At 36.9% G+C, this 23,065-nt stretch carries 17 protein-coding genes and 2 pseudogenes; 5 read left to right on the forward strand and 14 right to left on the reverse strand.

The genetic code is table 11. The features are described 5' to 3' along the window. Positions 1 to 103, reverse strand: a 103-nt coding sequence (locus tag SC428_RS15790) for a transposase (RefSeq protein WP_141173693.1), incomplete at its 3' end; no start/stop codon positions are given. A gap of 67 nt (positions 104 to 170) precedes the next feature. On the opposite strand from SC428_RS15790, the pseudogene SC428_RS15795 reads away from it, so the two are divergent. Next, positions 171 to 353 (forward strand): annotated as a pseudogene (locus SC428_RS15795) (IrmA family protein); the annotation flags it as partial. Between the two features lie 280 nt (positions 354 to 633). On the opposite strand, the gene SC428_RS15800 reads toward SC428_RS15795, so the two are convergent. Continuing rightward, positions 634 to 1,077 carry a restriction endonuclease gene (locus tag SC428_RS15800; RefSeq protein WP_318708719.1) on the reverse strand — a complete coding sequence of 148 codons (444 nt, stop codon included), beginning with the start codon at positions 1,075 to 1,077 and terminating at the stop codon, positions 634 to 636. A gap of 8 nt (positions 1,078 to 1,085) precedes the next feature. Further along, entirely contained in the window at positions 1,086 to 4,784 is a 3,699-nt protein-coding gene (locus SC428_RS15805; RefSeq protein ID WP_318708722.1) for an RNA-directed DNA polymerase, read from the reverse strand. 539 nt (positions 4,785 to 5,323) lie between these two features. Between SC428_RS15805 and SC428_RS15810 the strand changes: the two genes are divergently transcribed. Then, positions 5,324 to 6,432 (forward strand): IS3 family transposase gene (locus tag SC428_RS15810; protein WP_318708725.1). Its coding sequence is split into 2 segments (ribosomal slippage): positions 5,324 to 5,576 and positions 5,576 to 6,432, totalling 1,110 coding nucleotides; the frame shifts between segments, so codons are not numbered across the junction. Between the two features lie 236 nt (positions 6,433 to 6,668). Here the strand turns inward: SC428_RS15810 and SC428_RS15815 are convergent. The 3 genes and pseudogenes from SC428_RS15815 to SC428_RS15825 all read right to left on the reverse strand — a co-directional run bounded on the left by SC428_RS15815 (position 6,669) and on the right by SC428_RS15825 (position 7,744). Beyond that, positions 6,669 to 7,205 (reverse strand): hypothetical protein, encoded by a 537-nt coding sequence (locus SC428_RS15815; protein ID WP_070929955.1) that lies wholly within the window; start codon positions 7,203 to 7,205, stop codon positions 6,669 to 6,671. A gap of 26 nt (positions 7,206 to 7,231) precedes the next feature. Continuing rightward, positions 7,232 to 7,368: pseudogene (locus SC428_RS15820) on the reverse strand (IS3 family transposase); the annotation flags it as partial. Positions 7,369 to 7,384: 16 nt separating this feature from the next. Beyond that, on the reverse strand, positions 7,385 to 7,744 hold the full coding sequence (locus SC428_RS15825) for a DUF1090 family protein (RefSeq protein ID WP_070929954.1): 360 nt from the start codon (positions 7,742 to 7,744) through the stop codon (positions 7,385 to 7,387). Positions 7,745 to 8,842: 1,098 nt separating this feature from the next. On the opposite strand from SC428_RS15825, the gene SC428_RS22205 reads away from it, so the two are divergent. Continuing rightward, on the forward strand, positions 8,843 to 9,115 hold the full coding sequence (locus SC428_RS22205) for a DUF805 domain-containing protein (protein ID WP_369468869.1): 273 nt from the start codon (positions 8,843 to 8,845) through the stop codon (positions 9,113 to 9,115). 264 nt (positions 9,116 to 9,379) lie between these two features. On the opposite strand, the gene SC428_RS15830 is transcribed toward SC428_RS22205, so the two are convergent. The 5 genes from SC428_RS15830 to fimA all read right to left on the reverse strand — a co-directional run bounded on the left by SC428_RS15830 (position 9,380) and on the right by fimA (position 15,209). Beyond that, positions 9,380 to 9,880 carry a fimbrial protein gene (locus tag SC428_RS15830; RefSeq protein WP_318708734.1) on the reverse strand — a complete coding sequence of 167 codons (501 nt, stop codon included), beginning with the start codon at positions 9,878 to 9,880 and terminating at the stop codon, positions 9,380 to 9,382. Between the two features lie 84 nt (positions 9,881 to 9,964). Then, complete coding sequence (locus SC428_RS15835; protein ID WP_070929952.1) at positions 9,965 to 10,975, reverse strand: fimbrial protein; 1,011 nt, start codon at positions 10,973 to 10,975, stop codon at positions 9,965 to 9,967. A 67-nt stretch (positions 10,976 to 11,042) separates the two neighbouring features. Then, complete coding sequence (locus SC428_RS15840) at positions 11,043 to 13,673, reverse strand: fimbrial biogenesis usher protein (protein WP_318708741.1); 2,631 nt, start codon at positions 13,671 to 13,673, stop codon at positions 11,043 to 11,045. A 91-nt stretch (positions 13,674 to 13,764) separates the two neighbouring features. Continuing rightward, on the reverse strand, positions 13,765 to 14,463 hold the full coding sequence (locus SC428_RS15845; protein WP_318708744.1) for a fimbria/pilus periplasmic chaperone: 699 nt from the start codon (positions 14,461 to 14,463) through the stop codon (positions 13,765 to 13,767). Between the two features lie 188 nt (positions 14,464 to 14,651). Next, positions 14,652 to 15,209 (reverse strand): type 1 fimbrial major subunit FimA, encoded by a 558-nt coding sequence (fimA, locus tag SC428_RS15850; protein ID WP_283125675.1) that lies wholly within the window; start codon positions 15,207 to 15,209, stop codon positions 14,652 to 14,654. Positions 15,210 to 16,230: 1,021 nt separating this feature from the next. On the opposite strand from fimA, the gene SC428_RS15855 reads away from it, so the two are divergent. Next, positions 16,231 to 17,325, forward strand: coding sequence for a fatty acid desaturase family protein (locus SC428_RS15855; protein ID WP_272581238.1), 1,095 nt, complete (start codon positions 16,231 to 16,233; stop codon positions 17,323 to 17,325). A 15-nt stretch (positions 17,326 to 17,340) separates the two neighbouring features. Here SC428_RS15855 and SC428_RS15860 read toward each other — a convergent pair whose 3' ends face one another. Then, positions 17,341 to 18,234 (reverse strand): hypothetical protein, encoded by an 894-nt coding sequence (locus SC428_RS15860; RefSeq protein ID WP_318708749.1) that lies wholly within the window; start codon positions 18,232 to 18,234, stop codon positions 17,341 to 17,343. Between the two features lie 421 nt (positions 18,235 to 18,655). Between SC428_RS15860 and SC428_RS15865 the strand changes: the two genes are divergently transcribed. After that, a complete protein-coding gene (locus tag SC428_RS15865; protein ID WP_070928767.1) occupies positions 18,656 to 19,600 on the forward strand; it encodes an ATP-grasp fold amidoligase family protein in 945 nt (314 codons plus the stop codon). A gap of 154 nt (positions 19,601 to 19,754) precedes the next feature. Here SC428_RS15865 and SC428_RS15870 read toward each other — a convergent pair whose 3' ends face one another. Together SC428_RS15870 and prpR are read right to left on the reverse strand one after the other, a co-directional pair. Further along, complete coding sequence (locus SC428_RS15870) at positions 19,755 to 20,897, reverse strand: MFS transporter (RefSeq protein ID WP_070928766.1); 1,143 nt, start codon at positions 20,895 to 20,897, stop codon at positions 19,755 to 19,757. Between the two features lie 515 nt (positions 20,898 to 21,412). Continuing rightward, entirely contained in the window at positions 21,413 to 23,005 is a 1,593-nt protein-coding gene (gene prpR / locus SC428_RS15875) for a propionate catabolism operon regulatory protein PrpR (RefSeq protein ID WP_318708753.1), read from the reverse strand. Positions 23,006 to 23,065 lie beyond the last annotated feature (60 nt).

Consider the following 23,065-nt stretch of genomic DNA (forward strand, 5'->3'; position numbering starts at 1 on the left):
TGCTGATCCCATTTTGACGGCAAATATCTTCGACTTTCATACCAGAGTCAGCGAGTTTTAAAATATTAACGATTTGAGTTTCAGTAAAACGGGCTTTTTTCATCATGACCTCTGCAATGGTTAGGGCTGAAAATCTAATTATAGCTGTCTTATTTTAGGGGAAGTGGACAGAACCTTTTGGCGATTCTAGCGCAACCCGAGCCACGTTTGCAGGATTGGAAATTCCGTGTGAGGATGTTGCTGAATTTGAAGTGGTTAAAGCGGTGGAAGATCAGAACGGGCGTAAGGTTGAATTACCGCTATCTATCTTTCAGGCCAATAATCCAGAGTTGGCGAAGATGTCGGTGGCAGGGGGGGAAAATAATAGTTTTTTAGCTATCTATCAAAGAAACGTGTGGCAGATTGAAAGATCTGCCATTTTTGTTTTGTCGGCTTTGAGTGAGGAGCTGAAGTCAAGGCCGATATACCAAATTTATCACGCAATGTACAATCCGTCCCACAAAATGGTTCATAGCCCCAGTGGGGCTAACAACTATTAATGACATTTACCGCCCTCTGGAAGCACAATCCCAAAAACTATCTTGGGATGTATATTTTTCCAGTGGGCTTATTGTGTGAAATACATTCCTATAGCTATAGCTCTTGCTTAACCGTACATTTGATAAGTTCCAAAATTGGGGCAATATAGAGTGCCTCCTCGACAACTTTAGTTTTCTTAAAATGTTCAGAATGAAATTTCAAATGTTTTTTCAATGTATTTTCCCAAGAGCTATCCTTTAAATTTCCTTCCACCTCAATGATTTGCTCAAAGCAGAACATCATTCTAGCCACGTACCAAACATATTGATCATATACAGGATCTCGCTCCAGTCTAGAATCTGCACTATAACCCTTTGAAAATTTTGGATTCTCCATAGCTAATTGCAAATATGCTTGGTAAGCCGTATCTGCAATACTTTTCTTAGCAATTTCTTTATTTTCATTGATGGTCTTTTTGGCAACTAAAATCGCCCAAATAGCTACTCCACCACTAATTAATGGCGAAGCAATAGTAGCTAACTTAACTAATGTATCCATATGTTCTCTTAATGTTTTCGGTTAAATCCAGCAGGCTGGGTTTTAGTCTTTCTATATATTTTTAGTTTTCTCCTAAACGCGGCTAAATCTATATCAGCAGTACTAATCGCTATTTGACCAGTCCCATGAGCATGAGAAATCAATTTATGATATTTCTCTTTATACGGGGCTTGCATAGTTGAACCTCCATACTCTCCCGTATTCGTAATAACAATATGCTGATACATATGCCATTGTAATGCTGAAGCCATATTATCAAATGTGTCTACATCTTTGTTGTATGCTGAAATGACAAACATGTCAGTCAAATCTCGCAGATCTGCCGCAAGCTTTATATCTGTTGCATCGTAGCAAATCGCACCAGTTAATTTAAATGGCCCTTCAGGGTGCCCCTCAATTGAAATAATATGTTGGGATGGCCTATATCCTTGAACACCAAGAGCTACTTCATCACTGGTCATATGATGTTTCCCCTGATCACGGACACGCCATTGGGTCCCAGACTCTGAAAAGTTTGGAATAATCCAACGAGCTTTGTTAACTATTCGACTATCTTGTTCGCAGAAGACAAAGCCGCAAAAAATGATGGCTTTGGTTCTAAATGCCAGCGCTCTAACTATATCTTCATCTTCCGGGTGAACTGCCAACTCAGAAAAAACGATCAGATCAGCTGTGCTTGTATGACCCCTCGACTCCGTTTTAAGTTTTGCATTTAAAGTTTGCTCTGTTAGCTTACAGATTTCTGCAAGATGCTCTCTATGCCTCCAACGCACATCGGGATGATCCAAAGTCACGTCAGAAGGATGAAAATTATTATCTTTAGGAAATAATTGCTGAACAGTAACAATTCTAAAATGGTTAGATGCTAACTCAGGCCTGCTGACAACAGTTGGTAAAGCTGGAACATTTGATGAAATGCATATTTGCGTTTCTAAGTAACCGAGCCTTTCCAACATACATTTTTTAAACTCACTTAGGCTGGTAATTGATAATATATCTTCTTGATTTATATATGAAGAAGCAAAACCGGGCCATTGCAATCCATGCTGAAGAAAGCTTGCAAACCAATCAGTTATAGTTCCATATGAGCCAATAATTGACTCTGGTGTATGTAACATTCCCATACGTCGCTTGTAAAACTGAGAATGGATACCATCATACTTAGCTGTGTTAAGTCTTAAATCATTTCTTTGGGTATAATCTACATTACCTAAAGCAGCACTTCTTAGCACACTGCAAACCCAATAGAGTTTTTGTTCATCATTTTGGGTTTGTGGATAATTTGCCAACCATTTAGGGCTTACATATCGTGGGTCTTTACCAGGTTTACCGTTTTTATCTATCGAGCATGAAATTCTAACATTTGGATGCCATAATTTACCCCATGAGGTTAAATTACCATCTAATTTTACTTTTATTTCATGTGGGGAATACTGCTTACCTTTAGGTTGCCATACGTTTTGCTCTGTATCATCAATAAGTTCAACTAATGCTATACCTAGCTTGAGAAGCGCATGTTCATATCTAAATGGGTTTTCCTTGAAACTGATCACTGATGAAAGATAGTGCTCCGAACTATTTGGTTTTGACTCACATTTTGATATTGCCCATCTAAATTTGTTAATCCTATTTTTATCTTTCGTCCTAACAATTTCTTTCCAAATGGCATTCCAAAATTCACCACCACGGAAAGCAAATCTCTCGATAATTGAATCTAGTGCTTCTTTATCACTTATATGAGAAAGTAGAAAAGCAGCATTTGCTTGGTAGTCATTACCAATCTGAGCAGATAATTCAAATAGATAACCATCGCTACTATTTAATGGGTCTAAATGCTGTTTACTTAAAACGCTTTGGAGCTTAGTAAGGTTAGAGGAAGCTTTCTTACTAGCTATAAACGGCTTGTTGATTACCGTAAGATAAAATAGTGCTTGCTGATATGCATAGTTCGGAATATCAGATTTACAAGAAAGTAGCTTTTGAGCAAATGATGTAACTTCGCCCATCAATTTTTGATAGTCAGCAACATTTTCTGGATGTAAGTTGCGATAGATATCAACGACACTACGAAATATATCAGAAAGAATATATAACATGATATATTTATCACATTTGTCACGATTAGACCGTATTCTTGAAAAAATAATTTCAAGAATAGTGCTATAAGCATCTAGATTAGGACTTATGGCTATCGCTTTGCGAAAAATAACCATATTCGAAGGATCTTTTAACCAGGATTTTAATAGTTTTTTTGCAATTAATGCAGATTCATTATCAAATTGCTTTCGCTCTTCTGGTGAGATTAGCTTGTTTTTTTTAGCCAAACTCGTTTCCAGCCTATGGGCAGAAAATCTACGTACAGATTCTGCCTTAATCGATTTATCATTGTTAAACTCAGGAAATAAAGCCTCAATATCATCTGAAAAATTATCTTGTTCAGTCAGCAATAACCGTTGAAGTGCTGGTATATTATTATCGAGTCCGTTACGCTCTGGGATACTCGAAGCTCCTATTTCATACTGAATTTCATTGAGTTGATTTGTAAGGCCGCTTCCATTATCAATATCTGAAAGCTCAGTAATATTGGTTTTTTCATCATTCAGTTTTAAGTATGGCTCACTATCTGACGCATTTTGCTTCAATGTTTTATCGAGAATACCCTGAACTAATCCATGAATGGATTCCTTAATTTTGTCATTTGTTAGTGCCCCTCCAGAAATCACCAATCTAATATCATCAACATATCGGCAATAATCATGCAGAATAATTTGGCTACCTTCTATCTTAGTACGAAGCATTGAAATTAAAGATTCATCAAACTCAATGAGATATGCATTTGCCAGAGCTCCAGCAGACGCTAACCCCTGGGGAAGTCCAACATTTTTTTCTTTTAAATCCAAACTCTCAAGTAAATATAAAGACTCTTCAGGCCACTTCCAATTTAAAATCCAACTAGCAACATCCCAAAACTTATCATCATCTTTGAAGTTAGAGCCGTAGTAGTTAGAAGATATTTCTTTAATTTTTTCTAACAGAAGATTTATTTTTATAGAACCGAAAAAATTTTTTAGATCCAAACTAACAATATAAACATCATCAATTTCACTAACTTTATTTATAGCTTCCCTGCCCATATAGATAGGCCTTTGTAGAAAGCTTCGATAATCGGTAGAGTACTTTCTATAATACTCGCTTCCTCCCCAACGAAATCTGGCCCTTTCATTGTCCCAATCACAGATAAGCCTATTCCCGTAACTTACAACTTTGTTCTTTACATGCTCAGCATAACCAAGATTGCTCAATGAACAGTTTTTCTGTCTCGTTTCTATCGCATCAGCAAGACACATCAATATTGCTGTAGCAACAGACTGATCCCTAATAGATATATTAGCCAAAGGCCTTAGCTTTCTATCATTTTTATTAGTAGTCCACTTCCCTTCATTAAAGAACCAGTTTGCTCCTTTGGGAGCCGGTATCAATTCAATATTATTTTTGGATGGCTTGTTCTTTGCAACATTTACTGACCAATGCGTGACTTCATTACTAATATTAAACGCACACTTATCTAGTGCTAAAAGATCTGCATACCAATTGTGAGTTCTTACAAAAATATCCGTTTTTTTCCATGCTAGCCCTAAAATAAATGAGTCCTTAAGGTACCCAACGTTAGGTTCGAGGTTGTAATACTTTTTATTCAGTAATTTCATTTTTTCTCAACTTAATTCTAAGCGCTTTTACTCGCTTCAACTACGGCATTGATACTCACTGCTTGTTTATCCCCAATAATTATATTAGCGTTCCTTCATCGTATAATCTATGGTAATAATCAAAAGGTTTTGCCTTGTCTGATGGTAATTCCCACTGAATATCGATGCTGATATAAATAGAACTTTCGCCTAATCGAATATTTTTGTGGTATCTCGCTAAAGCGGTGGAGTTTTAATAAGTGCCAAATCAGTGCCATTAGCATACAAAACAAAGTCGACACTTAAACTTGGTCATCAGCGTCTGCCCTTCTCATAAATCAAACCATCAAATTTTATTGCTCGTATCACTAACCAACCATGTTAGAATAGCAAACTACTTTTTTAGCCCACATCACAAAAATAGTAAAATAAACTTTAGGCCCAAGCTAAAAGTCGAATTAGGTTTTATTAGTTTAAAATCAATGCCATACAAGCTTAATTCAGACTCCGGCAGCACTTTCTTCATCATGATTTCTGCCCTTTAATTTGCAGAGGTCATGATGAAAAAAGCCCGTTTTACTGAAACTCAAATCGTTAATATTTTAAAACTCGCTGACTCTGGTATGAAAGTCGAAGATATTTGCCGTCAAAATGGGATCAGCAACGCGACTTACTATAACTGGAAATCAAAGTACGGTGGTATGGAAGCTAATGATGTTAAACGATTAAAAGAGCTTGAAGACGAAAATACCAAGCTAAAAAAAATGTTTGCAGAAGTTAGCCTTGAAAATCATGCAATGAAGGAGCTTTTCGCAAAAAAGGGTTGGTAATGGCTGAGAAAAAGTCCTGTGCTCAGTCGTTAAAGGCTGCGGGTTTATCAGTCATTAAAGCGTGTAAACTAACATCGCTAGCTCGCGCTTCGTTTTATCGAAAGACTCAAAATTGGCACGAGAAAGATAAAATCGTCATCGATGCCATACAATCCGTTTTAGCGAAAACTCCACAGTCGGGATTCTGGAAATGCTATTTTCGACTGAGATTTCAAGGTTATCCTTTTAATCATAAACAAGTTTATCGCGTTTATTGTCGCTTAGGATTAAATCTGAAACGACGGGTTAAAAAAGTGCTTCCGAAGCGTGAAAAAAGGCCATTAGTCATAGAGAAAGTCCCGAATATTCAATGGGCATTGGATTTTATGCACGACAGTTTATATTGTGGTAAGCGCTTCAGAACACTCAATATTATTGATGAAGGAACGCGTGAATGTTTGGCGATTGAGGTTGATACATCGTTACCCGCGGAGCGCGTTATCAGAGTGCTTGAGCGTTTAAAAACTGAAAGAGGATTGCCGAAACAAATTCGAGTCGATAATGGTCCTGAATTAATCTCAGTTAATCTATTGAATTATTGTGAGAATAACCAAGTTTTACTGTGCCATATTCAACCGGGTAAACCGCAACAAAATGGCTTTATCGAACGTTTTAATGGCTCGTTTCGCCGTGAATTTTTAAAGGCGTATTTATTTAAGTCATTAAGCCAAGTTCGAGAAATGGTGTGGTTTTGGCAACAAGATTATAACCTTAACCGAACCCATGAAAGTTTAAATCACCTCCCACCGGAGGTATATCGTAAACAGTTAGAAAATTCTAGTTTGATGTGTCTCAATTAATGGGAAGTGGACAATGATTGAGGTGAAATAAAAAAATATTTTATAATCAATAAATTAAAAAATTACGGACTCGGGTTCAACTCCCGCCAGTGCAGAAAGTCTAATTATAACTATCTTATTTTAGGGAAAGTGGACACTACCACATATGAAAATGGTTATTTTGATGTAGTGATAATTTAGATGATACTAATTATGCATATTAGCTGGCTGATACAACTAGAGAGTAATATGGAATTTCATTTCTGAGTATTTTCTTGTGCTTTCTTGTGAATTTCGTCTCGTATTTCAGCTGTGATTTTTTGGTAAATCTCTAATGTTCCATCATCACGAGCAAGCCCCATAAAGATATCCTTACCTCTTTTCTGAATTATAACTGATACTTTTACAGGCTCTATATCACCGAAATTTTTTGGCTCTATTTTCCCATTAATTTTGTAGGTAATCTTAGTGATTTTTTGCATTAATATGCTGGATTTTACGTCAAATTTCCACGTAGAGTCTTGCTTTATTTCTTCTACATTATCACCAACTTGGATCCGCAATGAATCAACAGCAGTACCATTTGGAGCCAAACTCATCATTTTGAGAATTTTTATTTCTTGTGTATTATTTACATCAATCCAATAACCATACAAGTCACTTTCAGAGTATGGCTGTGGGATTGTTTCAATTTTTATACCTTCCTCTATATCCAGATCTGCATCAGCAATACTGACGTTAGGGATACAAGAAAATGCAAATAATATAACAAGTGATAGGAATATTTTTTTCATCATTTGTTCAAAAATCGTTTTATGTAGAGCACATTGATAATTCGGTTTGCAGGCAACGAAGTATCGACTTCAATTGCCAAGCACTCACGCGTTCCTTCATCAATAATATTCACTGCCAGAAACGGTTACCATAATATAAACTTTCATACATAAAATCTAACGCCTATTGAACACTAAAACTAGTCAATATTTTTTAGCTCTTCAATAATTTCCTTCAATTCTTTTAACTCCAATTCAAGTAATCTCTCCCTTGAGTTATTATCATACAACCTAGTTGGCCCAGTTGCTCCCGAGTAATGGTCATACAATCTCGTTGGCCCAGTTGCTCCCGAATAATGATCATAACAATTAGATTTTACGTTTGATATCGCACGTTCCAGAGCTTGTACTCTATATGTATTACCGTAGTCCTTGGCATATTTTAATTGTTTTTCAAGATTATATATTTTCTTATCGCATTTATAGGCTTTGGTGCCCGCCAAAGAAGATAATGGTAAAAAAAACAGCAATAATGATGTAACCAGTATTTTAATTTTCATAGTATATTCTACCTAAAAAAATATCCTCTGCTTTAAATTTACCTTATATCATCATTTTTTGACCAATTTGAATACCGGAACTATCTCAAATACAGTCAATGTCATTATATATATCCAATTTAAATGGAATTTTTAGTTATCTTTAATCACCTATCTAGATAGTAGACTTGTTATTTATGTTGCACTTCACCAATTAGTCAAAATTGTCTGCTAGCAGTATCAGTATATCTCCATAAATCAGGATGTTTGGTATTCGCTATAATATCAAAAGACAGTGCATGACTATCTCAAATTACAAACCGTGTAAAATTTACGCCCATCACTCTAATTTATCTGGCATACGTATATCCCCTTCCTTTTTAAAGTGTCAAAAATTTAATGACAAGTTCTGATATGATTAGTTTAACTACAGGAGCACTATATTTAAATATCCTAACCATCCTAAGTAATATCGCTTAGGCCATTTTGACAACAAATGTTTTCGCCTTTCACACCTGAATCGGTAAATTTCAAAATACTCACTATTTGGATTTTAATCCAACTGATTTTGTTATAATAACTTGCTTTTAAAGTAGACAAACAGCATCATCACTAACAGAGTAAAACCTCAGGTATATTATTTATCTTTGTCAATAACTATCGCCTCCTCAAAAGAAAATAATGACTATTGAAAATTGAAAGTACATTTCAGACTTTCATATTCCAATATAATTACCAGCCCTATCATATTCACTTTAATAAAATCTTACATTACTATAATTTACATATCATTATCCAATCTATATACTTCCTCATCTAACTTTTTCAATTAAAAACTAACGTATAAATAAGTATTTGGATATTATTGAAAATAGCCATACTCACTTTTATAAAAGCTAGATACAAATAATATTAGACGTTATACTCGATAAATTTTATCACCTACTCTCTGATTAGGATGAGTTTTATTAATGATACTAATGAAAATCCCAATAATATTGTTTACTTTTTTGCATGATTATTTTTTTCTAGTCTTATTATAAAACCATCATTTATATTAATTTTTCTAGTCGGTCTATTTTATAAAATTAACTTATATTTTTATATCTATGAGGCTCTATGCTTACTACAATCCTTCATTTTCTGAAAACATCATTTAGCCTTAAAGGTCGAGCTACTAGATGGGATTATTGGTCTTTTCAAATATTCAACATTCCTCTAATCAACCTAAGCATCTATATTTTAAATTATACGGGTAGATTTCACTTTCCTCGGGGTGAATTATTCGATGATACTCTAATTATCCTCGCATTTGCTTATTTAATTTTTGGTGCTACATATACAACAGTACTTACAGTTAGACGACTGCATGACATCGGTTATTCTGGATAGTTAGTATTAATTCAATTTATTCCATATTTAGGATTCATTCTTGTTTTTGCTATGTTCTTTAAAGGCGATGTAGGACCTAACAAGTTTGGTGATGACCCAAAACAAAAAGACTAATTGTAATATTAATGCCCCATAATAGGGGCTACTTTAAACGGCATTTAACGAGTAATACATAACTTTTTCTAGATACTGCTAATCCAATAATCGCTTCATTATTCTCTAACTTAACTCATTTCCGCAAACTAAAAATAGCATGTCAATAAATTACAAATATTCCATACTAAAAGTCACATCGGTATTAGCAGAACCTGCGACAATTGTTCCCCTCGTAGAAACATATTGTGCATAAAAAACAAGCGTTGCACTTTTCTGGCCAGCCTCAAGGGGATAGGCAATACTCGCCGTTCCTGGCGAAATGCGAGTCTTATTCCGATCCAAAATAGCTACGCCCACATGTGATGCAGTACTCGTAGGATCCAATTTAAATAAACTACTATTATTACTGTCTACAGTGCCATTGAAAGTCACTTTCACTCCTGAAGCGATCGAACCACAATCTTCTAAATTAAAAGTAAAGCGAACCGCTGAAGTAGCAGGCTCCGCTGTTGCTGTAAATTGCTTTATCGTCCATGAACCTAAATTAACTGTTTGATTCAAAGTTCCAATACTCACAGTACAGGTGCTGGAGACGATTGTGGCACGCATATATAAGTTTGTGATCCCAACATCCCCCCGAGACAGCGGAATGTAGACTACTCCTAACATTAACATTTGCCTTATTTTGCAACTCACTTTTATAAAACGGATTAAATAGAGTGTTATCATCCCCATATCATCACCTTATTTGGATTAAGGAAAATCTACACGTATATAAGCTTGAGATGTCACCGTTCCTTCCACTGGCTGTTTCCCTGTGATACTAATAGGGTAAATGCGTAAAGTTGCTATCGCGCTCTGAGCGCTGTCGAGCGTAAATGGTATATAACTCGATGTATTATTGGGGATCAATGGATTACCATCAGAATTTGCTACAACAAATCCCACATCACTATTATTTGAAACAACCGCATTACCAGAAACATTATCTGCTTGCAGGCGAAGCGTCATTGCGCTGCCAGCGCCAACATTGTCACATTGAATATTAATCGTACGCACAATTTCATTGACTCCATTCGGTTTTTCGCCTGCGTTCTTAAACTCTGAACTGGAAATATTCCCAAAATCTACATCAATAACCTGCCCACCATTAAAACTACAAGATTCAACTACCGTAATATTCAAATTTAAATATAGGTGGAACAATGTCAGTGTTTTCGCCTGACAAGTTTGTGTGTTTGATGAACAAACCCCTCTTTCACCAACTAAAATATTCGTCCGATAAGTTCCCCCAACCAAAGGTTTATCTATACGGATCGCCGTATCATAGGTTGTTTCAGGCCACCATGTAAAAGTATTTGGACTATAACTGTAAATAACACATGAACCTGGATATAAATTTTGAATATTAAAAGGAACATATGCGATAGAACAACCATCACTAAACTTTATTCCAACTGAAATATAATCATTAATTGGATGAAATACCCAACTCTGCGGTTTTGTTCCTGACACAGGCACCGCTCCCCCTGCAAAAACAAACCATATATTTAAATACCCCCCCTCATTATTTTGATTAACAGTCATTGTATAAGCATTTAATTTCACAGGACTACTTGAGTAAATTGCCCCAACTTTATTTTCCCCTGCTTTTAACGATGTCGTTAATGTCGCGGTAACATCATTACATCCTGATAGACATGTCACTGCCTGTATTTCTATTGAAAATAAAATAACTAACAATGTAATAATCAGTTTTCGCATAATTACCCCAACAGGCCTCAATTAAAGGTACCCGTGAAGATACAACAAGGAAAAAATCCTCCTCCCCTCATTGGCACTGTGCTTTTGTATACCAAATACCCCGTTTTTCAGTTTCTTTTCTTAAAAAATATGCTGCGATGCACTGCTGTGAGATATCTTTTCCCCAACTGATCTTTAAATTCCCCTGCGGAGCTAAACCAGACATAAAAACCAATCCATTTTCATCAACAATTCCAAGATTTCCCATATCGTCACTCGCCAGAGAACCAAATGGTACCGAAAGCCCATTTGGCCTCGTTAACCTAAATCGAGCTCTTATTCCAATATGGGTATCAAAAGTAGCCATAACCAAAGCGCCTTGAGTCGGGATCACATTGAGTACGGTATTACCAAGCTCTACATTGTCTTTGAATGTCGCTGCATCCAATGCTATACGGTTGCTACGATAAGCTGTCATATGTGGCACAATCGCATATCCTCGGTCATTAGTACGAATTCCAACGCTATTTTGTACTACCACATCATCTGCACCCTCGGCTTTGACCAAAGCATTAGTCTCTCCCAAAGGCCGACTTAATGTGAGACCATCTGCATGAATAACCATTGCTCCACTAAAACCGTAATTAACTTGCTGCCAATCTTGACTATAGTTGTATCCCACACTGCTATTATTATACGAGCCTTGATAACTAAGATTGGCAGAGCCAAACGCCCCTTCATTTTGATTACTGTACCCTTGCTGAATGTTATAGCTTAAATTATTGTCATTCAGTAACGTGCCGTGGATCCCAGTCAATTGAGTACTTTTGCCCTTAGCATCTCTGGTAATTGAATAAATCGCATGCGCAGAATTTTTTGAATAGCCAATATCTGTTACCCTATTACTGCTACTCAACCACGTGCTCAATGGAAACGATACGGTAAACATAAAACGTTTATCTGCTTTTTGCTGCCCTGTACTTTGATTAAAAGACCAATAGACACCATAGCTTAGGTTATTCCAATTACCGTTATAACCAATTTGATAGAATTGCTCACTGTCTTCTGTTTGCCAATAAGTTTGCCAACTTCCTGCCAAATACAATGAACCATATGTACCAATCTGTTGATTAATATTAGCTTGAACTCGCTGTTTTTTGCTGTAGTACAAATTATGGTAATTAGAAATTTCAGGCTCTAATATCATCGTATTTTGTGGAACCTCAAGATTGTAGCCTTGCATATCCTTATAACTGGCTTCACTCAACGTATAGAATCCTTGAGTTAAATAATAGGTGCCCTGTAATTGAATATTCATGCCTAGATTATTTAGTGACTTCGTATAAAGAAGGCGTAAGGACTCACCTCGGCGATGGCTATCATCCGCTAAGAAGCTTTTTGCCTGAGTCACATCTATCGACAAAGCCCCCCACACACCTATATTTTGTCCGATACCCAGAGCAAGCGCTTGATAGCGATTTGATAATTGTGTGCCACCAAATAAAGTCATACCACTGGGCAGCCCCCACATTAATATCCCTTGTAAGAAGTTATTTTCATTTTGCAATTCGGACGCTGAACGAAATTGTCCAGCAGTCAGTGAATATTTGAATCGCCCATCGCGCTGTAAAATTGGCAATGATGAATATGGCACCATAAACTGTTGAGTGACACCATTATCTTCTTTCACTGTCACTTGAAATTCACCGCTGGTCGATATCGGATAAAGATCACCTATTTCAAAAGCACCGGGAGGAACATGTGTTTGATAGATAACATAACCATTTTGTCTGATAGTTACTTGAGCACTACGGTTGGCAAAACTGTGTATTGATGGCGCAAAGCCTCGTAGACTATCAGGCAACATGCTATCGTCACTGGATAGCTGAGCCCCACGAAAGCCAACACTGTCAAAAACATCACTACTCGTAAAATTATCACCCAATATTAATGAACTTCTCAATGCAATAATTGTGCGCTGCGCATAGGTGCTGGTATTACTCCACTCACTTCCCCCATCACTTTGATTCCATGAACTGCGATGATGAAAACGCCAAGCTCCAATATTCACACGATTATTCATATTAAGATAATAACTATTTCTCCCAACACCAAGCTGAGAGCCTAATCGGTGACTTGCAGAAAGATTATAATCCAACAACAGCGCATTAATTCCATCATCCCATTGCTCTGGTGGAATATAACCTCGAATATTGTTTTTAAAGGCCGCTTGGGGAATACTCATATACAGTTTTTGACGTTCAAAATCAAAGCGCGTTTCGACTTTATTTAACGTAGCCGTTAAATCGATGCATTGACCTTTTGCTAATGTTTTTATATTTGAAATAACCTCAACCTTTATATTTTGTTGTTCTAACCATTTTTGGTTTAAACAAGGAACCAATCCTGTGCTATCCATATTGGGCGAATGGTGAATATTGGCTATATTAAAACGAATATCTTGCGTTGCTATATATTCATTATTAAGATAAATCTCGACACGATAGATGCCCGCTGGTTGTTCTCCTTTTTCAAAACGGGAGAGATCTGCCACACTAGCAACATTGCCAGATAAAAAACTTGGGTTGAAATAGACATCAGCAAACAGTTCCTCTGAGCCTAACAATAGACTACTCATAACCGTAAAATGAAACAAACTCGACAATTTCATCCAAAGATAATTTTTCTTAGCCGATATTTGCTGCTTAAAATATTGCATAACTTACTCCGAGGTCAGTATTTTCACTGAATATCCGTAAGTAATGATTGCAATACAGCTTTAGTTTGCCTTCATCTTGCTATCAATTGAATTAATTCACCTCGACGCTCACTACAGGCGTACTGCCTCCATAGTCATTTATGGTCTGGTAGGTAAATAGTCCTGCTGAGCGATTAAGTAACGACACTTCTGAGCTCGATTTTGGAGCTACCATAATATTTTTGATACTTAAAGGCTCCCCTCCTATTGTCATATTGATTAATGTGACATAAAAAGGGGAAGGATTATGAATATGCAGAGTATTACCGCTGCGCTTGAATTTAAGTATCGAAGCTGAATCTGCTGATTTTTCAAGCAGTGCATCAGGGCGAACAAATAGCTTAATACGGGCTAACACCGCGATTTGCAATATGTTCTTGCCTTCAATTTTATTTTTATCTATGGAAGGGATTGCTTTACTGTTTAACCAATAAAGTGTTTCTCTATCATTAGGTAACATTCCATTACTGTATATAATCCGTAATGTATTTTCACTCTGTGGTTTACTGACAAATAAAGGGGGAGTGACAATAAAGTCATCTGTTTTTTTCCCTTCACTATTTTCGATCCATGTTTGCACAAGAAATAGATTATTTTTATCACTGTTATTAATTGAAAACGAGACTTGTTTAGCACTGGCTAGATAAATAATACGAGTTGCCCCCAATGCAATTCCGCCAGCATGAGATAATAATGGGATAAATAGGGCTGTGCTGGCAAGTAATCCAAACAAGCCTTGCTTAAATCGCATATTCACGACTCCCTTTTATTTTTATTTAAAAATAATATAGTTATTTTATTCAATGATTAAAGTAGCAGCATTTCTAGTACAGCAATGAAAACTTTATCTATATCGCCAACTTAGGAATAAATAATTCAATGAAAGATGAAGTACATTGCTCTTAAAACCATCAACGTTTTCCCTATAACATCCTATCGTTAGTTATACTGCAAACTAAAAGTTACATCGGCATCGGCGCCACCAGGAGTAACACTCGCCGCTGTTGCTTTATAGCGAGCGGAAAAACTCAAGATGTTAGTTCCATTAATCAATGTTTGAGCTGTGGAAAACTGAGTACCATTGGGCTTGATAACAGTTCCTGTCTTATCTGAGATTTCAATTCCAATACCCGAAGCAGAACCAGAAGCACCACCGGCAGTATTACTGATTGCTAATACCGTAGGATCGACGCTGTCGACGGTACCACTAAATGCAGTTGATACTTGAGTCGATACTGTACTATCACAATCTTCTAACTCGATATTAAAAAGGACAGAGTTTGAGCGAACCCCCACAGCTGTAAACAATGCCGAGCGATATTCTCCCATATCCACATTTTGATTATTCGACGATGCACTCACAGCACAACCTGCATTCACGATTGAACCAGAAAAATGTATGGCTCCACCATTAACGGTTACAGCAAAAGCGATATTTACGCTAAAAACCAATAATAGCGATAGTACACAATAAGTTACTAACGATTTGTTTAACATAAGTGAGCCCCCATCCCACTGACACTTAATTGAATTAATATCAATAATAAGTATAAGTTGAGTTAACAGCCTTAAATGTTAGTAAAAGCTAGAAAACGAGCTAGCTAAAAACAAACACATCATAAAAAGATGACTTATTAGAAATAATAGAATAAAGCCATAAAAACACCAAGTCACCACTATAAAAAAAACATAATATTTACTACTATGATTAACCTTATCTGTCGTGTTTCCTTTATCTGTGAAGCGATATATTTAACTCAATGTTTTTAAATCATTAATGAGAATATCTACTCTAAATAATTCAAGATGCAGCTAGGAGCATACATAAGTATGTAATGAGTCACGAATGAACATAGTCAACAACGCTCTAACTTGAAGTATGACGAGTATAAGCACTACTATCTTAAAGGCATTAATAATATTCTTGAATAATTGAATATATTTATTAATGACAATAATTCACCACAAATATTAACCAGAACTAGGCTTTCAGTTAAATGCTTTTCAAATAAGCAAAATAATGAATAAACATATTTCCGCCCTTATGTTGTATTTAGCGCAGGTGTTCAATGGCTATTTTCATCATTATTAGCAGCAGTTAAAAAGAATCAGTTTGTTAGGCTAAAAAATACTATTATGCCTGCTGAAATGTTATTTGAGCATCTATTGCGAGCGACTTAGCATTCGAAATTGAAAGACTGTTATCGTATTTCAGCGAACCACTTCTAGAAACAGAAAAATTTTTGAAGCAAGTACTAACTTAGCTAGCGCTGCTTCTCCCTATCGGAACTATAAAATTAAGCAATGCAATGCGTTTTGACATTGGCCTGTTTAGATATACCTGTACATTAGAGATGACCGCCATGTATCGGGACGTTGAGAAACCAGAAGATGACCTTTATCAATGTCTTAACATTATAAGATGATGAATTGATGCGATTAGAAAAAGTAGATCCTTTGTTGCAAGGATTGATTGAGGCATAATAAATGACGCATTTTATCAAAAAAATATAAAACGATGAGCACACAACTGAACGAATTGCATTTTACACACGCTAATGAGCACGCTTTTCATGATGCATTAAAACAAGCGAGCCATAACTATCTCAATAGTAAAAACGATCATGTATATGCAAGCAAGAAAGATATTTTTCTGATTATCAGCATGATAGTCCTTGCTATCATCTGTTATATTCCTACATTGCTAACATCTTCAACGGTTGTGTATATTGCTGGCTATGTTGGCTTTGTGTTACTCATCATGCTGTTGAATGTATTAGGCCAGCACGATGCTTGTCACAATACTTTGTTTAAGCAAACGTGGCTAAATCGTATTTTTGGCCGTTTAGTCACGCTGCCACTAGGGCTAGAGCCTGAGTTTTGGCGAGTCCGCCATGTCTATTTTCATCACCGCTATGCCAATATTGAACATTACGATTTAGATACCGAGGAAAATGGTATTTTTAGGCAAACACCCTTTCAAAACTGGCGTCCAATGATGAAGTATCAACATGTTTATTGGCCAATCGTCGCATCGTTCTCGCTTACATGGATTGCATTAGTATTTGATTGGTCTGATAGAACGGGAAAAACGCCACTTAAATCGCGGAAAGTACTAGAAGGTAAATTGGGTTGGGCATTATTTTTAGGTAGTAAAATATGCCATCTGTTACTGATGCTTGGGCTACCTTTATGGGTTGCACACCTCCATGGTATAGACATCATGACTATCTTACTCACTTACCTAGCGAGTCAAATGGTCGCTTCTTTATTTGTCGTTTATTTATTGCTTGGTACACATTGGGCTGAAACGGCGTTTTTTGAGGCACCGAATAACCAGCAAATGCCTCATGGTTGGTATTATCACAATTTTGTGACTGCTTGTGATTGGTTGCCCTCACCCAAATGGTTATGGCGCTTGACTGGTGGGCTAAACTACCATCTTACCCACCATTTATTTCCCGGTTGGCACCATCGCCATTACCCCGCGTTAGCCGCCATTATTGCTCGGTTAGCCAAACAATATGATCTGCCTTATCGTTGTATTAGCTACCGGCAATTACTGGATGCTCAAATCCGCTTTTTACGTAAAATGGGTGAAGTGCCGAAATAGTACATCTCACTGATTTTATGCTGAATATTGCGTTATCCCTGTATATCCGTTGCCTTGATACAACGTCTTAACCTCTCCTGTACTCAAGGCGATTTGATATACTCCACCGAGTAGATCAGTAACATACATTACCTGAGCGGACTTATCATAAGTTAAACCGATCGCTTCATTGAAACCGCGACAAATCACCTGATGATTGCTCAAACCGTTTTCAGTAATATCTGCTTTATTCAAGCTATTACCATTCGGTTCGCCACCGCGATCTGTCCAATAGAGAATATGTTCTTCCCCATCCAGTAACAAATCAATAGGTTCAGGTAATTTGTCGAGTAGTAGCTCAATATCCTGTCGATGAGTAGGTTCAGTATTCACTGTTGGTCGTAGTGGCGCTCTAAACAAACGACCTTGATTGCCTTTTGACATGCCTTTTTGTGTCCAGTATAGCCAATTGTTCTCAATATCCACGGTAATACCAACACACTGGTCGAGTATGTCGACTTTACCTTGAGGATCCCTAGGCCGCTCAACATGTGTCTGTAAATCACTACCATCAACATTACATGATGAAACTTTTCCGCCTTCTCTATCGCACCAATATAATCGTTGGTTAATTCGATCAAGTTGTAATTGTTTTGGTGTACGAATTCTCCCGTGACTGACTAATACTTTTCGATTAGTACCATTAAAGTTGATCACATTGATAGAGCCATCATCGGCTTCAAAATCTTCCCCCATGTTGCTCCAATAAATTAAACGGTTTTCAGGATCAACGGTAATCCCATCAGGCGTGCCACCAAGCCCTTCAAGAAGGTTATGTATTTGGCCTGTAGATTTGTGATATTCAACAATGGCGGGGCTATGGATATCAAGCAGTAACAAGTAAGGTTGGGACAGTGGGTTATCGTTCACTACATATACCTCATCATACATTTGATTAACTTTACATCAATAAATATAGATGAGTGGCTATTAGTTAGCTAACTAATGATCTAAAAATTAAATAATTCCTTAAGGTTAACTTAGCGTTCGACTGTTACTATCAGATAGTCTTGGCATCCTTGTGCACATTTATAAAATAAACTGACGAATATTGATATAAAAACAAACAAATATAGGATTTAATTACCCTGCTAATATAAAGGTTGTTTATTATCTGTTTAATAAAAATATCACTTAAGATAGAAAATATAGAAAAATAAAAAATCAGACAATTTAACAATACCCTCCATATTTAATATCTATTTATGTTTACCTAAATATAATTCCTGAGCAATTTTAAGTTTTTAAAATTTTATTAAATAATAACATAAAGAATGGTTAGGCGACTCATATGAAAAAAGTCGAATATTTACTCAAAAAACTACGCACTTTAGTCATCAGCGATAAACTCTATCTCACTAATAAATTTAGGAAAAAACTAGGTTACACCCCTAATATTGAAGTACCTAAAAGTTTTAATGAGAAAGTGAATCACCGTATGATATATGATAAAAATCCGCTATATACACAGCTTGCTGATAAACTCACGGCTCGTGAATATGTGACACGAAAAATAGGCGAACAATATTTAGTACCAATTTTAGCCGCCTATAACAATGTTAATGAGATCAATATTGATAAACTACCCGAGCGCTTTGTATTAAAGTGTAATCATGACAGTGGTAGTAGTATTATTTGTACAAATAAAACAACATTTGATTTACAAAAAGCCAAACATAAACTTTCACGCCACATGACGAGAAATTTGTATTACATCACCCGTGAACGTCATTATAAAGATATTAAAGCAAAAATAATTTGCGAAGAATATATCGATTTATCAACACATAGAGATAAACAATTAGCCATAGAAACCTGCCGCATTCACTGCTTTTCAGGCAAACCTATGTATGCTGAAATTAATTTCATCGATACAAAGGGAAATATGTACGCCAATATTTATGATACTGATTGGTTACTACAACCTATTGTGGTTGATTTTCCAAACACACCTAAAGACGTTGCCGAACCAAATTTGTTTCAAGAAATGTTACGGCTTGCACAAAAACTCACTAGTCCATTTGACTATTGCCGAGCTGATTTTTTAATGACCGATAACACACTCTATTTTAGTGAAATGACTTTCACACCAAATGCAGGACGTTTCCCTATTCAGCCGTTATCGTGGGATTTCAGATTAGGTGAAATGTGGGAGCAACGTATCACTGGTTTAACGGATAATATTGAAATAGAGGGAGTATTCGCCACTGCATCGTTTACTAGCAAGAAAAAATAGCCTATATGTTCAATAATTCAAGCGCTAAGAACCAGCAAGCCTAGTTCCTCAACATAAAACGCTACAGTTTCAAGCTTGATGGATATAGAAATAAACATGCCGTGTTTACCCAATAAATATGAAGTAACACGGCATGTTCTTTAACTACAAATAACTAATTAGCTAATACGCCTGCTTTACGACGTACACTCGCAATCAACATATAAATCGTGGTGACTGTCAATACGATAAAGAAGAAGTTAATTAAACCATTGTGTTGCTCTAAGAATGTTCCCGCCACCAACGGACCAACCGCAGAACCGATACTATAGCTAAATAGCATTACTTGTGTCGCCGCAACAATATACGATGATTCAAGGCTATCACAAGCTAAGGTGATCGCAATTGGGTACAATGCAAAAGATGACATCCCTAACAGCGCCAAAGCAATTATCATCACAAGGTAATCTTCAGAGATATAGACAATCCCCATCGCAAATACCCCCAACAATGAAACCATGGCCAATAACAGAGTTTTGCTCATCATAACGGATAGCTTGCTGATCACAGGCTGAATCAACATACCACCCAAAATAATCGATGCCATCAATACACCGACTTGCTGAGTGGTAAATGGGCCATTTTTAAGCGATAACGGCATTAAACCATAAATGGTTCCCATCAAAATCCCTGAAGTCATACAACCAATCATGGCTGGCTTACTTAAACGGGCAATCTTTTTCAAAGACAACTTTTTGTGAGAATCACAAGCAGGCTGACCTTGACGAAGCAGCAACGGCGGTAAAACGGCCAGTAATAATAAACCTAATACCACCATAAATGGGTAAACGCCTTGAGTACCAATTGCTCCGATGGCTAATTGCCCGAGGGTGGTACCGCCATACAGTGATGTCATATAAAAGCTAAGACGTTTTGCTCTTTCTTTAGCGTTATCACCAATCAATAACCATGATTCAACAACAACAAAAATCCCTGCAACCGCAATACCGGCAATTAAACGATTTGGTAGCCAAGCAGCTATTGTTGCTGCCCACGGCAACACCACGACTGTTGCTGCAAGCATTAATAAAAAGACAATAAATGAAAGGCGGTGCCCTATTTTAGCGATCACAGGCTCAATCATCATTGAGCCAATTAATAAGCCAATATAGTAAGCACTTGCAAGCCATCCTGCGTAGCTGGTATCGATATTAAAGCCACCCATTGATAATGGGATCAGGCTCATCAAATACCCCGAAGCGATTGCAAAAATAGTTAAACCAGCGACAGGTACAAAAGTACTGTCTTGTTTGCGCATTATTGTAGAGGCCTGTTTCACGACCTACTCTCCCGCTAATAAAAAAATTAAATGCGCTGCATCTTCATCGGGGGGCTGTGCGGCAACACTGAGCTGAAAAACAGCAACTCAGTCCGGCGACTAGTGCAGATATAAAAATAAACGATAGGACTAATTTGCCGGCAATATAGAACTTTAATTGGCTAAATTAAAATGAGAAAAACTAATGCTCACTAGTAAAAATATTTATGTGAGAAAAATCACTGTTTTTTAGTAATGTGCTATTTTTTAGAATGATAGAAAGAACAAGAAAAGCGTTTAAAAAACAATTCGTTAAAAAACACTACCGCAGCAATCGTTTGAATATTTTTTAAACATCACTAACATCCATTCTTTATTAGAAGTGTGCTAATAAATAGTTTCTTACAATATTCTGCTATTACCTTGGTTCTGCTGTACAAGTTATTAGGATAAATATTCCCTTTCGTTCATTTTTTAAATTGAATATCATTTATTTTTAATTAAATGGCTGAAAATTAATTTTTACTCTTTTGCTGCTTTAAACGACGCCATAATGTGGTACGACTAATACCTAAATACTGAGCCGCAGCTTGTCTATCACCTTTAAAATAATCCATCACTTCTGTTAAAGAGGCATCAAGAGGATTGATTTGCATAACGTCATGGGTTGTCGTTTTACGTTCAGGTGATAAATTTTCTAATAATTCTTGAGTGATAGATTTTTCTGGGTAAGCACTACAGAATAATGCGACTCGCTCCATTAAGTTACGTAATTCCCTAACATTACCCGGCCATGAATATTGCCTGAAAAATCCATGACAGCTAAATAATTGCTGAACCCGAAAAGCCGGTAGGGATTGCTGTAGCCCCGCGAAAGCGAGTTTTAACAGCCTTTCCGCTAACATAAATATATCATCTCCCCGTTGATGCAATGAAGGAACTTGCATACGTAACACACCTAGCCGATAAAATAAATCTGCTCGAAAGCGTCCTTCTTTAACCCAGCTATCTAAATCACAATGGGTTGCACAAATGACACGCACATTGACCTGCAATGGTCGATAGCCACCAATACGTACGACCGTCATTTCCTCTAATACTCTTAATAAGCGAGTTTGCAATACTAAGGGCATTTCACCGATTTCATCTAAAAATAGGGTTCCGCCATTTGCCATCTCGAACAAACCGGCTCGTCCGCCACGCCGCGAGCCTGTAAAAGCGCCTTCTTCATAACCGAACAACTCTGCTTCCAGTAAGTTTTCAGGGATTGCTCCACAATTGACGGCCACGAATGGCATGGGGGCTTTATTTCTTTTATGCTGATTAAATAAGCAATACTCATGATGTATCGCTTGAGCGACCATCTCTTTACCTGTACCACTTTCGCCTTGGATCAGCACTGTCGCCTCTGAGCGCGCATATAACATTATATTTTGACGCACAGATTCCATCAGTGGTGAGGCGCCAATAAGGTCATTAATGGTATGGCGGATCTTAGTACTATTTTCAGGTAAATAACCAATAGGCGTTGTTTTCTGATCGTATGAAATACGGCTCAGCTCAATGGCATCATAAAACGCCTGACGGATGGTTTCAGTTGAATAAATAAAGATCCCCGTCATCCCTAGCTCTTGGGCTAAATCCATAATGAGTCCAGCCCCGACAACAACGTTGATCCCCATTGCTTTCAGTGATTTCAACTGTGCTCGCGCATCTTCTGCGGTAATGTAACTACGCTGCTCTATACGTAAGCCAAAGTTTTTTTGAAATTCATCGAGTGAAGGAATAATTTTCTGGTAATTAATAATACCTACTTTATGGCTAATTTCTCTTGCTTGAGCAAGAGCTTGCATAATATCAAAACCGCTGACTTTAACAATAATCACAGGTACTGAAACATGGCTTTTTAAATAAGCGCCATTCGAGCCTGCACTAATGATCGCATCACAATGACCCGTTTTCAGCCTTTCACGAACTTCTGTTGCGGCTTGCTCAAAACCAATATTTAGTGGCGTGATATCTGCCTGAGCACTAAATTCAGGGCTAATATCGCGAAATAGTGTAAACAATCGTGATACTGATACCGTCCAAATAATGGGTTTTTGCATAAGTGATCCTTATTTAACCATGACGTTTCAAATGAAACACCAAGAAACATTAACACCATT

The organism is Providencia sp. 2023EL-00965 (assembly GCF_033550225.1).
GTDB lineage: Bacteria > Pseudomonadota > Gammaproteobacteria > Enterobacterales > Enterobacteriaceae > Providencia > Providencia manganoxydans.